Here is a 13,522-nt window from a genome sequence, read left to right as displayed (position 1 = left end):
GTAGGCCCGCGTGGGAGGCGCGGGTCGAAAATTCCCGACTGCTCAACTCGGTCATTTAGTACCCCCCGACTGGGGCGGCTTCAAGGCAGGGTTTCTCACAAGGCCTGTTAGCGGAGCTTGCATCCTTCCCCGGATGCGGCGCGAGCGGAAAAATATGGCCCCGGTGTCGGAAAGCGGTCGCCGTCATCGTCCTGTGCTCAAGCCCACGAAAGGACGAGCCATGCCCAAGATCACCAACTGCCTGTGGTTCGACAGCCAGGCGGAGGAGGCCGCTGAATTCTATGTGGGAGTCTTCCCCAATTCCCGCATCGGCAAGGTCGCCCGCTATCCCGAAGGGCTGCCCGGCGACCGCGCGGGCCAGGTGCTGACGGTGGAGTTCGAGCTGGACGGCGCGCCGTTCATGGGCCTGAACGGCGGTCCCCACTTCACGTTCAGCGAGGCGGTCAGCTTCGTCATCGACTGCCAGGACCAGGCCGAGGTCGACCGCTACTGGGACGCGCTGCTGGCCCGCGGCGGGCGCGAGGACCGTTGCGGCTGGCTGAAGGATCGCTTCGGGGTCTCGTGGCAGGTGGTCCCGCGCCGGCTGACCGAGCTGATGAGCGGCCCGTCCGAGACCGCGAACAAGGTCGCCGCCGCGATGATGCAGATGATCAAGCTGGACGTGGCGAAGCTGGAGGCGGCCGCGGCGGACTGAGCGCCGGCCTCAACCCATCCAGCGGTAGCCGACGCCGGGCTCGGTGAGGATCAGCGCCGGCTGCGACGGGTCGGGCTCGATCTTCTGGCGGAGCTGGCCCACGAACACGCGCAGGTACTGGACGTCGTGCTCGTGGGCGGGACCCCAGACGGCGGTCAGGAGCTGCCGGTGGGTCACCACCTTGCCGGCGCCGCGCACCAACTGGGCCAGGAGGTCGTATTCCCGGGGCGAGAGGCGGATGGCTTCGCCGCCCCGGGTGACGAGCCGCTTCACGAGGTCGATGGTCAGGTCGCCGGCGGAGATCACCGGCTCGGCGCCCTGGTCGCGCAGGCGATGGCGCAGCGCCACGCGCAGGCGGGCCAGCAGCTCGCCCACGCCGAACGGCTTCTCGACATAGTCGTCGGCGCCCATGTCGAGGGCGTCGATCTTCTCGGTCTCCCGGTCCCGCGCCGACAGGATGATGATGGGACCCTCGTAGAAGGCTCGCGCCTTGGCCAGCGCCGCCTTGCCGTCGAGGTCGGGCAGGCCGAGATCCAGCACCACCGCGTCGGGGGCCTTGCGGGCGATCTCCTTCAGGCCGTCTGCGGCCGTGTCGGCCCGGACGGGCTCATAGCCGGCGGCGTCCAGCGCTGGGCTGAGGAAGCGGTGAATCTGCGGCTCGTCGTCGATCACCAGGACGCGGGGGCGGAAGTCCGTCATAGGAGGGCGCTCGGCGTCGCCCGCTCCTTGGGCAGGCTGACCAGGATGCGCGTGCCGCGCCCGTCGTGGATGGGGCTGGCGGCGGCGATCCGGCCGCCCATGGCCTCCACGAAGCCCTTGGCGATGGCCAGGCCGAGGCCCGCGCCCTTGCCGCGGTCGGTGGCCTCCTCCATCCGGCGGAACTTCTCGAAGACGCGCTCGAGCTCGGCGGTGGGGATGCCGCGGCCCTCGTCCTCGATGGAGATCACCACGTTGTTGCGGTCCTCGTAGGCGGCCACCTCGATGCTCGTGCTGTCGGGGCTGTAGGCGACGGCGTTCTCCAGGATGTTCACGAGCGCCTGCTCCAGCAGCGAGGGGTCGGCCACCACCATGGTCACCTGCTCGGGGAAGTCCCACGCGATCCGCCTGGCGTCCAGCCGACGTTTCACCCGGTCGACGGCGGCGCGCAGGACGTCGCGCACGTCGATCCAGTCGCGGCGGGTGACGAGGGCCCCGCCTTCGAGCCGGGTCATGTCCAGGAGGTCGCCCACGTAGCGGTTCAGCCGCTCGGCCTCCTCCCGGATCGACAGCAGCAGGTCGTCGCGGACCTTGGCCGAGAGGGTCTTGCCGTAGTCGATCAGCGTGGTGACCGAGCCCAGCACGGTGGAGAGCGGCGTGCGCAGGTCGTGGCTGACCGAGTTGAGCAGGGCCGAACGCAGGCGGTCGGTGCGGCGGAGCGCCTCGGCGTCGGCGGCCGCGGCGGCGAACTCGGCCCGCTCCAGGGCCACCGCGCCCTGGTCCAGCATGGCGGCCACGAAGCGCTCGCCCTCCTCGGCGGCGACGGCGGCGGGCTCCACCCCGGCCACCCCGGCGCGGGCCTTAACGCCCTGGAGCGGCCGGAACGTCCAGCCGAGGTTGGGCATGGTGCCGGTGCCGGCCCCCGCCGCCTCGCCCTTCTCCCAGGCCCAGCGGGCGGCGGCCATGTCGGCGGGGGTCAGCGCCTCCAGGGGCGGAGAGGCCGCGGCGACGGCCAGGTCGTCGGCGGTCGGGGTCAACACCACGGCCCTGCCGCCGGTGGCGGCGGCGAGCTGTTCGGCCAGGGCGGCGGCGGCGTCCTCGGCCTTCGCGGCGGCCGAGAGGCGTCGGGTGGCGGAGAGCACGGCGGCGATGGCGGAGGCCCGCCGCGACACCGCGAGGGCCTGGTCGCGGACGCGGCCCGTCAGCCAGCCAGTGGTCATGGCGACGGCGAAGAACACCGCGAAGGTGAGGACGTCGGCCGGGTGTCCGATCCAGATGGTCAGGCGCGGGGACAGGAAGAAGAAGTTGTAGACGAGCGCGGCCGCGGCGGCGGCCGTCACCGCGGGCCAGAGGCCGAACGCCAGGCCCGAGACCAGCACGCTCAGCATGAACACCATGGCGAGGTTCACGCTCTCCACGTAGCGGTCGAGCGCATAGGCCACGCCGAATGACACGGCCACGGAGGCCAGGGCCGCGAGATGGCCGCTCCAGCGCAGGTCGCGCAGGCTGCGCCTTGGCCGGGACTCGGGGAGATGCGCCTCGGCCGTCTCGGTGACGACGTGCAGGGCCGCGCCGCCCGCCTCGTCCAGCAGGGCGCGGATCAGGTCCCGGCGGAAAGGGTTGCGGCGCCGGGCCGTCCTGCCCACCACGATCTGGGTCAGGTTGTTGCGCCGGGCGTAGTCGATCACGCTGGCCACGAGGTCGTCCCCCGTGAGCGTCACCGTCGATCCGCCGAGCTGCTCGGCGAGCTTGAGCGCGTCGCGGAGCTTCTGGGCCGCCGCCGCCGAGGGCGCGGGAGCGTTCGGCCGCTCCACATGGGCCACGGTCCACGGCGCGTCCATCATCATGTCCGAGAGCCGGCGGCCCGCCCGCACGAGCGAGCTGGCCATGGCGTCCGACCCGGCCAGCACCAGGATGCGCTCGCCCGCCGCCCAGGGGCCCTGGACCCCCGCGCGCTTCATGGCTCCGATGAGCTGGTCGTCGACCGCCTGGGCGGCGCGCCGAAGGGCCAGTTCCCGCAGGGCGGTGAGGTTCTCGACCTTGAAGAAGCGGTCGGCGGCCAGCCGGGCGGTCTCGGCCAGGTAGACCTTGCCCTCGGCCATCCGCTGGCGGAGCTCCTCGGGCGTGATGTCGATCAGCTCGATCTCGTCGGCGCGGGACAGCGCCAGGTCAGGCACCGTCTCGCGCTGGCGCACCCCGGTGATCTTCCAGACGACGTCGACCAGGCTCTCCAGGTGCTGGACGTTGAGCGTCGTCCAGACGTTGATTCCGGCCGCGAGCAGTTCCTCCACGTCCTGCCACCGCTTCGGGTGGCGCGATCCCGGCGCGTTGGAGTGGGCGTACTCGTCGACCAGCAGCAGCTCGGGCCGGCGCGCCAGGGCCGCGTCGATGTCGAACTCCAGGAGGGTGCGGCCGCGATACTCGATGGGCCGGCGCGGCATGACCTCCAGGCCGCGCAGGAGGGCTTGGGTCTCCTTGCGCCCATGGGTCTCCACGACCCCCACCACGACGTCGCCGCCCTCGGCCTTCCGGCGTCGGGCGGCGCGCAGCATCTCGTAGGTCTTGCCCACGCCCGGCGACATGCCGAGGAAGACCTTCAGACGGCCCTGGCCGGGGCGGGCCGCCGCCAGCAGGGCGTCCGGGTCGGGCCTGCGGGGCTCTTCGGCGTTCATCGCGGCGGAGGTTGCCTCCCGCCGAAGGCGGCGTCGAGCGCCAGATTGGTCATGAGCACATTGACCCGCGGCTGGCCGATGAAGCCGAGCGTGCGGCCCTCCACGTGACGGGCGATCACCGCGCGCACGGCCTCGGGCGCGACCCCCCGGGCGGCGGCGATGCGGGGCGCCTGGAGTTCGGCGTAGGCCGGCGAGATGTGCGGGTCGAGGCCCGAGGCCGAGGTGGTCACCGCGTCGGCGGGGATGACGGCCGCGCCCGTCTCGGCCCTCTGCGCGGCGGCCGCCTCTGCGACCCGCCTGGCGAGGTCGGGGTTCAGCGGACCGAGGTTGGAGCCCGAGGAGGCCGAGGCGTCGTAGCCGTCGGCACCGGCGGCCGACGGGCGGCCGTGGAGGTACTGCGGCTGGGCGAAGGCCTGGCCGATCAGCTCGGAGCCAACGACCCGGCCGCCAGAGCGGACCACGCTGCCGTCCGCCTGATAGGGCATGAGCCGGGCCGCGCCGGTGATCGCCAGCGGATAGGCGAGGCCCAGGAGAAGGGTGAAGAGGCCCACCGAGACGAGGGCGGGGCGGAGCAGGGCGAGCATGGGGACCTCAGGCGAGTCCGAGGGAGGAAATGATGAGATCGATGAGTTTGATGCCGACGAAGGGCGCGACGAGGCCGCCCAGGCCGTAGAGCAGCAGGTTGCGGGACAGCAGCCTGGCCGCGCCGATGGCCCGGTAGCGGACCCCCCGCAGCGCCAGCGGGATCAGCAGGACGATGATGACGGCGTTGAAGACCACCGCCGAGAGGATCGCGCTCTCAGGGCTCGACAGGCCCATGATGTTGAGCGCGCCCAGCGCCGGCAGCGAGGCCGCGAACATGGCCGGGATGATGGCAAAGTACTTGGCCACGTCGTTGGCGATGGAGAAGGTGGTCAGCGCGCCCCGGGTGATGAGCATCTGCTTGCCGACCTCCACGATCTCGATGACCTTGGTGGGGTCGCTGTCGAGGTCGACCATGTTGCCGGCCTCGCGGGCGGCCTGGGCGCCGGTCTGCATGGCCACGCCGACGTCGGATTGGGCCAGCGCCGGGGCGTCGTTGGCGCCGTCGCCGCACATGGCCACGAGGCGGCCCTTGGCCTGTTCCTCGCGGATCAGCCGCAGCTTGTCCTCGGGCGTGGCCTCGGCCAGGAAGTCGTCGACGCCGGCCTCCGAGGCGATGGCGGCAGCCGTGACCGGGTTGTCGCCGGTGATCATCACCGTGCGCAGGCCCATGCGGCGCAGGTCCGCGAACCGCTCCTTCACGTTGGGCTTCACCACGTCCTTCAGGTGGATGACGCCGATCAGGACGCCGTCCTCGCTGACCGCCAGCGGCGTGCCGCCGGCGCGGGCGATGCGATCCACCGCCGCGGTGAACTCGGGCGGGACCTGGCCGGGCTCCAGCCCGGCGTCCTTCAGGATCGCGTCGACCGCGCCCTTGCGCCAGACATGGCCGCCGGCCTCCAAGCCCGAGAGGCGGGTGGTGGCGCTAAACGGGATGATCTTGCCGCCGGCCGGCGCCTCCACGTCGAGGCCCTGGGCGCGGATCAGCTCGACGATCGAGCGGCCTTCCGGCGTCTCGTCGCCGAGGGAGGCGAGACAGGCGACGCGGGTGATCGTTTCCGGCCGGACACCGGGCGCCGGGATCAGCTCGGTCGCCATGCGGTTGCCGTAGGTGATGGTGCCGGTCTTATCGAGCAGCAGGGTGTCCACGTCGCCGGCGGCCTCCACCGCGCGGCCCGAGGTGGCCAGCACATTGACCTTGAGCAGGCGGTCCATGCCTGCGATGCCGACGGCCGACAGCAGGCCGCCGATGGTGGTGGGGATCAGGGTTATGAAGAGCGCCCCCAGCACCATGGGCTGTAGCGTGACCCCGGAGTACCTGCCCAGGCCGAGCAGGGCGCCGACGGCGATCAGGAACACCAGCGTCAGCCCGGCCAGCAGCACCGCGAGCGCGATCTCGTTCGGCGTCTTGCGCCGGTCGGCGCCCTCGACCATGGCGATCATGCGGTCGAGGAAGGTCTCGCCCGGCTGGGAGGTGATCCGCACCTTGATCCAGTCGGAGACGACGGTGGTGCCGCCGGTGACGGCCGACCGGTCGCCGCCGCTCTCGCGGATGACCGGGGCGGATTCCCCGGTGATGGCCGCCTCGTTGACCGAGGCCACGCCCTCGACGATCTCGCCGTCGGCGGGGATGACGTCGCCGGCCTCGACCAGCACGACCTGACCCGCCCCCAGCTCATGGGCCGGCGTGGGCACGATGGTCCCGGTGCGCCCGTCGACGATCAGCTTGGCCTTGGTCGTGACGCGCGTGGCCCGAAGGCTGTCGGCGGCGGCCTTGCCGCGGCCCTCGGCGATGCTCTCGGCGAAGTTGGCGAAGAACACGGTGGCCCAGAGCCAGATGGCGACCTGGAGCGCGAAGCCCCATTGGCCGCCTTGGGAGATGGCGAAGCCGGCCGAGGCGCTGGCCAGCAGGGCCACGATCCAGGTGGCGAAGATCACCGGATTGCCGGTCAGCCGCCGGGGATCGAGCTTGGCGAAGGCGTCGCGCGTCGCCCGCGCCAGGACGGCGCCGTTGATGCCGGTGGCCAGGTTGGCGGCCTTGCGGCGGTTGTCGCCGAGCGGGGTGTAGGCGGTGGTCATGGGGAGTGTCCTGGGAGATGTCCTTGAGCACGGCGGCGTCAGCGCGCGCCCAGCGCCTGCAGCGCCTGGAAGTGCTCGACGATCGGGCCTAGGGCGAGGGCGGGGAAGAACTGCAGGCCGCCCAGGATGAGGATCACGCCGATCAGCAGGCCGATGAACTGGCCGGAATCGGTGGGCATGGCGCCGGCGGTGGGGGCGAGCTTCGGCTTGGCCGCCAGCGAGCCGGCGATGGCGAGCACCGCCACGATGCCCGGGAAGCGCCCGAGCAGCATGGCCAGGCCCAGGGTGGTGTTCCACCACGGCGCGTTGGCGGCCAGGCCCGCGAAGGCCGAGCCGTTGTTCGCCGTCGCCGAGGTGTAGGCGTAGAGGATCTCGGAGAGGCCGTGCGGCCCCGCGTTCAACAGGCCCTTCAGCGCCTGCGGCAGGATGGCGGCGACCGCCGCGAAGCCCAGCATCGAGAGCGGCAGCACGAGCACCAGCAGCATGGCGAACTTGATCTCGCGGGCCTCGATCTTCTTGCCGAGGTACTCGGGCGTGCGCCCGACCATCAGGCCGGCCACGAACACCGCCAGCAGGGCCATCACGACCATCGAGGCCAGGCCCGTGCCGATGCCGCCCGGCAGGATCTCGCCGAGCTGCATGAAGAACAGCTCCACCGCGCCGCCCAGCGGCATGTAGCTGGCGTGCATGGAATTGACCGAGCCGTTGGACGCGCCGGTGGTGGCCGCGGCCCAGACGGCCGAGGCGGGCGCGCCGAAACGGACCTCCTTGCCCTCCATGTTGACCGAGGCGTCGACGCCGGCGGCGACCAGGGCCGGGGCAGGCTGGGTTTCCGTCCAGTACAGCGCCGCCGCGCCCGTCGAGAGCAGGATGAAGGCCGCGGCCACGAGGGCCCGCACGTCCTTCCGGGCCAGGGCCGAGCGGCCGAAGGCGAAGAACGCCGCCCAGCCCAGCACGTTGATGGAGACGGCCGCGAGCAGGTTGGCCAACGGCGTGGGGCCTTCGAACGGATGGGCCGAATTGACGCTGAAGATCCCCCCGCCGTTGATGCCGAGCTGCTTGATGGCGAGCTGGCTGGCGGTGGCGTAGAGCGAGATCTTCTGCTGGCCGCCCTCCAGGGTGGTCGCCATGACCGCGCCGTCCAGGGTCTGGGGGACGCCGAGCGCGATGAAGGCGATGGCCACGACCACCGACAGCGGCAGCAGCACCCACAGCGTGGTCCGGCTCATGTCGGCCCAGAAGTTGCCGAGTCCCTCGCCGCGGTTGGCGACGAAGGCCCGCGCGAGCGCCGCGGCCACGGCCGCGCCGGTGGCGGCCGACAGGAAGTTCTGCACCGTCAGCCCGGCCATCTGGCTGAGGTGAGACATGGTCGTCTCGCCGCCATAGGACTGCCAGTTGGTGTTGGTGACGAAGCTGACGGCCGTGTTGAAGGCCAGGTGCTCGGAGAGCGCGCCGAAGCCCTGGGGGTTCAGGGGCAACAGGCCCTGCAGGCGCAGGATGGCGTAGAGCGCCGCGAAGCCTACGGCGTTGAAGGCCAGGAGCGCGGCGGCGTAGGCGAACCAGCCCTGGCTCCTGCCGGGGTCGATCCCGCAGAGCGCGTAGAAGCCCCGCTCGACCGGCCTGAGCACCGGGTCGAGCCAGGTGCGTTCGCCGTTCCAGACGCGCGACATGTAGACGCCGATCGGCCAGCCGAGACCGACGGCGAGTCCGAGGGTGAGGGCGATCTCCGCCCAGCCTTGCCAGTTCATGGAGATGGGTCCGTCAGAAGCGGCCTCAGAAGCGATCAGGGCGCAGGAGAGCGGCCAGCATGTAGCCGCCGATCACGAGGGCGCCGGCGCCCCAGAGCACGAGTTCCAGCATCAGAGCCGCCGAAGCGCGACGGCGAAGCCGGCGAACAGTGCGAAGGCGCCAAGGCCCAGCGCCAGGAAAACGATGTCGAGCATTGACGCCCTCGGTTCGAAGTTCAGGACCGGGTCTTCGCGCCGAACCGCATCAGGGGGCGAGACGGGCTTTGCCGCGCCCGCATAAGGGAAGCGTAAAGACGCTAGAGCCTCGCCAGCAGCGCTTCCAGCTTGGCCATGTCGGCGGGCAAGGGGCTCTCGAAGCGGAGCTGCTCGCCGGTGACCGGGTGGCGGAAGCCGAGGACGGCGGCGTGCAGGGCCTGGCGCTTGAGGCCGGCCGCGCGGATCGCCTCGCGCACTGTCTCGGCCGGCGGCCCCGAACCGTAGGTGGGGTCGCCCAGGCAGGGCGTCCCCTTCGAGGCCAGGTGGACGCGGATCTGGTGGGTGCGGCCGGTCTCCAGGCGGCAGGCGACGCGGGCGGCCAGCGGCTTCTCCTGGGGGCCGAACATCTTCTCGACGGAATAGTGGGTGACGGCGTGGCGGCCGCCGGACTTCACCAGCGCCATCTTCTTGCGGTCGTGGGTCGAGCGGGCGATGGCGCCCTCGATGGTCCCATGCACCGGGTAGGGGGCGCCCCGGGTCAGGGCCACGTAGAGCCGGTCGATGTCGTGGGCGGCGAAGAGGGCCGAGAGGCTCTGGTGCGCGGCGTCGGTCTTGGCCGCGACGACGACGCCCGAGGTCTCCTTGTCGATACGGTGGACGATGCCCGGCCGGGCCACGCCGCCGATGCCGGAGAGGCTCGCCCCGCAGTGGGCCAGGAGCGCGTTGACCAGGGTGCCTCGCTCGCTGCCGACGGCCGGGTGCATGGCCATGCCGGCGGGCTTGTCCACCACGATCAGGTGCGCGTCCTCGTAGAGCACGGTGAGCGGGATGGCCTCGGCTTGCGGCTCGGCGGGCTCGGGCGGCGGGACGGCGATGGCATAGGTCCCGGCGCGGGCCTTGGCCTTGGCGTCCACGGCCTCGCCGTCGCGGCTCACCCGCCCCTCGGCCAGCAGGGCCTGGAGCCGGGCGCGCGACAGCATGGGCATGAGGCCCGCCAGCGCCTTGTCGATCCGCTCGCCCGCCAGCTCGGCCGGGACCTCGGCGGTCAGGACTTCGGACTCCTCGTCCGCCTCAGAGGCCATGCTTCTCGCTGGCGCCTTCCTCGTGGCCGGCGATGGAGCCCTCCTTGAAGAGGTATTCCTTGAGCTGTTCGTTCGCCTCGGGATCGGCGCGGCGCAGCCACTCCAGCACCATGGCCGCGTGCTCCAGCTCCTCGCGGGCGTTGTGCAGCAGGATGGCGCGCAGCTCGGGATCGTCGCAGTCGTCGGCCCGCTGGCGGTACCAGTCCACGGCCTCCAGCTCCTCGATGATCGAGGTGATGGCGTAGTGCTTGTTGAGCGTCTCGCGGCTCAGCTTCTCGCGCGGGACGTGGAGGCCTTCCTTCGACATGGACTGTCATGCTCCTGTGCTGTTGGGGTGACTAATACACGCGCTCGCAACAGGGGGAACGGCCATGCGGATCGATCGGCGTCAGGCGCTTGCCTTGCTGGGGACGGGTGCGGCGGCGCCCGCGCTCGCCCAGGAGACCGGCGGCAAAGTCCGGTTCGAGCACGGCGTCGCCTCGGGCGATCCCACCCAGGACCGGGTGGTGCTGTGGACCCGCGTCACGCCCGCCAGCCCCGGAAAGCCGGTGGAGTACCGCTGGCGGCTCAATCCCGTCGACCGCCGGGCCGGCGGGGCCAAGCAGGGCGCGGGCGTCACCGGGCCTGAACGCGACTATACCGTCAAGGTGGACGTGGACGGCCTCGACGCGGGGCGGGCCTATACCTTCGAGTTCGAGGCCGAAGGGGTGAAGAGCCCCACGGGCCGCACCCGCACCCTGCCGGCCGGCGGGGTAAAGGACGTGGTGCTGGCGGTGGCGTCCTGCTCGCTCTATCCGAACGGCTACTTCAACGCCTACCAGGCCATCGCCGACCTGCCGCGCGTGGATGCGGTGCTGCATCTGGGCGACTACATCTACGAGTACGGCGGGCCCGGCAGCTACGGCGACGACTCAGCCGTGGCCCCGCTGCGCCGCCACGACCCCTACCGCGAGATCGTGAGCCTGGCCGACTATCGGCGCCGCCACGCCCAGTACAAGGCCGACCCGGCGCTGCAGGCGGCGCACGCCCGCGCGCCCTGGATCGTGGTGTGGGACGACCACGAGACGGCCAACGACAGCTTCCTGAACGGGGCCGAGAACCACCAGCCCGCCGAGGAGGGCGACTGGAACGCCCGCAAGGCCGCGGCGCTGAAGGCCTATTACGAGTGGATGCCGATCCGCGAGCCGGCCGCCGGGCAGGACCTGGCGAGCGCGGCCTGTCGCAGCTTCCGCTTCGGCGACCTGGCCCAGCTCGTGATGGTGGAGACCCGGCTCACGGCCCGCGACCAGCAGCTCAACCTCGACCGCGACCTCACCGACGGCCCGGACGGCAGGCCCGACGCCGCCGCGTTCAAGGCGAAGCTGAACGATCCGAACTGGCGGATGATGGGGCCGGCCCAGGAGGCCTGGATCGGCCGCGAACTGGCCGCCTCGGTGGCGGCGGGCCACGCCTGGCAGGTGATCGGCAACCAGGTGGTCATGGCCCGTGTGGATCGGCCGCTGCGCCCGGCGCTCACGCCGGACGAGGTCGCCAAGATGACGCCCGAGGCGCTGTCGCGGATGAGCCGGCGGGACAAGGCCGCCGACCTCGGAATCCCCGCCGCGCTCGACATGTGGGACGGCTACCCCGCCGACCGCGAGCGGCTGTACGGCGTGTTCAAGGGGGCCAAGGCTCGGCCGATCGTGGTGTCGGGCGACAGCCACTCGTTCTGGGCCAACGAGCTCAAGGACGCGGCCGGCCGTCGCGTGGCCGCCGAGTTCGGCACGACCGGCATCACCAGTCCCGGGGCCGGCGAGCTGGCCCCCGGCGTGGACTACGGCGAGGTGATCGCCCGCGCCAATCCCGAAGTGCTCTACAACAACCAGGTCGCCAAGGGCTTCGTGCTGCTGACCCTGACCCGCGAGCAGGCCACAGCCGAGATGGTCGCGGTCTCGACCATCGTGGAGAAGGACTTCACCGCCAAGGCCCTGAAGCGCTGGATCGTTACGCCCGACGGAACCGGCCCGAGCGCCCCCAAGGAGGGGTAGGGGCCGGCCCCCCCGGCGCCATGCGCCCGATGTTGCGGGATCGGCGCATTGCGGCGCTAATTCCGGGAAACGGAGGGGACGGACATGACGCGGTTCTGGATCGGCCTGGCTTCGGCCTTGGCGGCGGCGGGCCTGGCGGGGGCGGCGCACGCCCAGGCGTCTGGGGGGCAGGCGTCTGCGGGGCAGGCTCCGGAGGCCCAGCCCCAGACTGCGCGGGTCAAGGTCGAGACCGGGGTGCTCGTGGGCGAGGAGACCGACCGGGCCCGGGTGTTCCGCAACATCCCCTACGCCGCCGCGCCGGTGGGGCCGCTGCGTTGGCGCCCGCCTCAAGGCGCCGCGCCTTGGAAGGGCGAGCGGGACGCGGCGAAGGCCGGACCGTCCTGCCCGCAGCCGATGAACGCCGACGGCAGCCCCAACACCGGCGGCGCCAACGGTCCCGTCTCCGAGGACTGCCTGCAGCTCAACGTCTATGCGCCGAAGGGCGCAAAAGCGGCCCCGGTCATGGTGTGGATCCACGGCGGCTCGCACCGGACGGGGGCGGGCTGGATCTACGACGGCTCGAACTTCGCCCGCGACGGGGTGGTGGTGGTGGCGATCAACTACCGGCTGGGCGCGCTGGGCTGGTTCGCCCACCCGGCGCTGACGGCGGCGGCCGGCGGCGAACCGGTCGGGAACTACGGCCTGATGGACCAGGTCGCGGCGCTGAAGTGGGTCCAGCGCAACATCGCGAAGTTCGGCGGGGACCCCAAGAACGTCACCGTCTTCGGCGAGAGCGCGGGGGGCATGAGCACGCTGGCGCTGCTCGCCACGCCGTCGGCGCGCGGGCTCTACCAGAAGGCCGTCGTGCAGTCGGGCCTGGGCTGGTTCGAGCCCAAGACCCTGGCGGACAAGGAGAAGGAAGGCGCGGCCGCACTGGCCCAGGCGGGCGTGAGCGCCACGACCGCCGAGGAGCTCCGCGCCCTGCCGGCGGAGACGCTCGTGGCCGTGAACGCCCAGTTCGGCCCCTTCACGGACGGACGGGTGATGACGCAGACGGCGACCCAGGCCCTGGCGCGGGGAGACTTCGCCGACGTGCCGCTGATCATCGGCTGGAACTCGGGCGAGGATTCGCTGATGGGGCCGGGCCCGCTGGGGCAGGCGGCGCTGGCCCAGATTCCGCCAATGGCCCGGGTGATCTATACCGACGAGGCGGCGAAAGGCGACGAGGCCCTGGCCCGCGCCCTCTTCACCGACCGGGTGTTCGGCGGCCCGGCCCGCTGGGTGGCGGCCAAGGCCGCGCCCGGCCAGCCCGCCTGGCTCTACCACTTCAGCTACGTGGCCACGCGGCTGCGCCCCGCCGTGCCGCGGGCCGGCCACGCCATGGAGATCCCCTACGTCTGGGAATACTGGGGCCGGCGCACGCCCATGAGCCTGGTCAGCGACGAGGACCGCGCGATGGCGACCCTGATGCACGCCTGCTGGGTCACCTTCGCCAAGGCCGGCAAGCCGCGGTGCGGCGCCGAGGATTGGCCGGCCTACGACCCCGCCGCCGACGTGCTGATGGAGTTCGGTTTGGAGAGCGGCCTGCGCGCCGGCTTCCGCAAGTCGCGGCTGGACGCCGTCCAGGCGGCGACCCTGCCGGGGTTGGGGCTGAACTAGGTACAATCGACATTCATCGGCGTGACGCGCGCTCTCCTCCCCCATCGGGGAGGAGTGGCTCCGTGGGCTTCACCCCCCTCCGGCCTTCGGGCCACCCCCCTGTGGGGGA

10 protein-coding genes are annotated in these 13,522 nt (G+C 71.9%); 3 read left to right on the top strand and 7 right to left on the bottom strand.

The features are described from left to right. Positions 1 to 220: 220 nt before the first annotated feature. On the top strand, positions 221 to 694 hold the full coding sequence (locus tag ACK4TT_RS09810; protein ID WP_409634779.1) for a VOC family protein: 474 nt from the start codon (positions 221 to 223) through the stop codon (positions 692 to 694). Positions 695 to 703: 9 nt separating this feature from the next. On the opposite strand, the gene ACK4TT_RS09805 is transcribed toward ACK4TT_RS09810, so the two are convergent. The 7 genes from ACK4TT_RS09805 to ACK4TT_RS09775 all read right to left on the bottom strand — a co-directional run bounded on the left by ACK4TT_RS09805 (position 704) and on the right by ACK4TT_RS09775 (position 10,055). Continuing rightward, complete coding sequence (locus ACK4TT_RS09805; RefSeq protein ID WP_409634777.1) at positions 704 to 1,393, bottom strand: response regulator; 690 nt, start codon at positions 1,391 to 1,393, stop codon at positions 704 to 706. Further along, positions 1,390 to 4,062: an ATP-binding protein gene (locus tag ACK4TT_RS09800; protein ID WP_409634774.1), complete on the bottom strand. Its 2,673-nt coding sequence runs from the start codon at positions 4,060 to 4,062 to the stop codon at positions 1,390 to 1,392. Before ACK4TT_RS09800 ends, ACK4TT_RS09805 begins: the two co-directional genes overlap by 4 nt. Beyond that, entirely contained in the window at positions 4,059 to 4,646 is a 588-nt protein-coding gene (kdpC, locus tag ACK4TT_RS09795) for a potassium-transporting ATPase subunit KdpC (RefSeq protein WP_409634771.1), read from the bottom strand. Before kdpC ends, ACK4TT_RS09800 begins: the two co-directional genes overlap by 4 nt. Before the next feature lie 7 nt (positions 4,647 to 4,653). Next, positions 4,654 to 6,723 (bottom strand): potassium-transporting ATPase subunit KdpB, encoded by a 2,070-nt coding sequence (kdpB, locus tag ACK4TT_RS09790; RefSeq protein WP_409634767.1) that lies wholly within the window; start codon positions 6,721 to 6,723, stop codon positions 4,654 to 4,656. A 38-nt stretch (positions 6,724 to 6,761) separates the two neighbouring features. After that, positions 6,762 to 8,471, bottom strand: a complete 1,710-nt coding sequence (gene kdpA, locus ACK4TT_RS09785) for a potassium-transporting ATPase subunit KdpA (protein ID WP_410212911.1) — start codon at positions 8,469 to 8,471, stop codon at positions 6,762 to 6,764. Positions 8,472 to 8,767: 296 nt separating this feature from the next. Continuing rightward, positions 8,768 to 9,748, bottom strand: a complete 981-nt coding sequence (locus tag ACK4TT_RS09780; RefSeq protein WP_410212910.1) for an RluA family pseudouridine synthase — start codon at positions 9,746 to 9,748, stop codon at positions 8,768 to 8,770. Then, entirely contained in the window at positions 9,738 to 10,055 is a 318-nt protein-coding gene (locus tag ACK4TT_RS09775; RefSeq protein ID WP_409634758.1) for a ferritin family protein, read from the bottom strand. Before ACK4TT_RS09775 ends, ACK4TT_RS09780 begins: the two co-directional genes overlap by 11 nt. Positions 10,056 to 10,119: 64 nt before the next feature. On the opposite strand from ACK4TT_RS09775, the gene ACK4TT_RS09770 reads away from it, so the two are divergent. Both ACK4TT_RS09770 and ACK4TT_RS09765 read left to right on the top strand, forming a co-directional pair. Then, on the top strand, positions 10,120 to 11,775 hold the full coding sequence (locus ACK4TT_RS09770; protein WP_410212909.1) for an alkaline phosphatase D family protein: 1,656 nt from the start codon (positions 10,120 to 10,122) through the stop codon (positions 11,773 to 11,775). 84 nt (positions 11,776 to 11,859) lie between these two features. Next, the gene (locus ACK4TT_RS09765) at positions 11,860 to 13,413 is read left to right on the top strand and encodes a carboxylesterase/lipase family protein (RefSeq protein WP_410212908.1); all 1,554 of its coding nucleotides are present in this window, start codon (positions 11,860 to 11,862) and stop codon (positions 13,411 to 13,413) included. Positions 13,414 to 13,522 lie beyond the last annotated feature (109 nt).

The sequence above is a fragment of the Phenylobacterium sp. genome, assembly GCF_046463815.1.
In the GTDB taxonomy this organism is placed as follows: Bacteria; Pseudomonadota; Alphaproteobacteria; order Caulobacterales; family Caulobacteraceae; genus Phenylobacterium.
Note: the sequence above shows the minus strand (reverse complement) of the source record. Positions and strands in the feature narration are given on the sequence as shown.

Excerpts from the sequence above, each read along its gene's own strand:
- kdpC (WP_409634771.1), bottom strand. The coding sequence starts at position 4,646 with ATGCTCGCCCTGCTCCGCCCCGCCCTCGTCTCGGTGGGCCTCTTCACC.
- ACK4TT_RS09805 (WP_409634777.1), bottom strand. The coding sequence starts at position 1,393 with ATGACGGACTTCCGCCCCCGCGTCCTGGTGATCGACGACGAGCCGCAG.
- ACK4TT_RS09770 (WP_410212909.1), top strand. The coding sequence starts at position 10,120 with ATGCGGATCGATCGGCGTCAGGCGCTTGCCTTGCTGGGGACGGGTGCG.
- ACK4TT_RS09800 (WP_409634774.1), bottom strand. The coding sequence starts at position 4,062 with ATGAACGCCGAAGAGCCCCGCAGGCCCGACCCGGACGCCCTGCTGGCG.
- ACK4TT_RS09765 (WP_410212908.1), top strand. The coding sequence starts at position 11,860 with ATGACGCGGTTCTGGATCGGCCTGGCTTCGGCCTTGGCGGCGGCGGGC.
- ACK4TT_RS09780 (WP_410212910.1), bottom strand. The coding sequence starts at position 9,748 with ATGGCCTCTGAGGCGGACGAGGAGTCCGAAGTCCTGACCGCCGAGGTC.
- ACK4TT_RS09810 (WP_409634779.1), top strand. The coding sequence starts at position 221 with ATGCCCAAGATCACCAACTGCCTGTGGTTCGACAGCCAGGCGGAGGAG.
- ACK4TT_RS09775 (WP_409634758.1), bottom strand. The coding sequence starts at position 10,055 with ATGTCGAAGGAAGGCCTCCACGTCCCGCGCGAGAAGCTGAGCCGCGAG.
- kdpA (WP_410212911.1), bottom strand. The coding sequence starts at position 8,471 with ATGAACTGGCAAGGCTGGGCGGAGATCGCCCTCACCCTCGGACTCGCC.
- kdpB (WP_409634767.1), bottom strand. The coding sequence starts at position 6,723 with ATGACCACCGCCTACACCCCGCTCGGCGACAACCGCCGCAAGGCCGCC.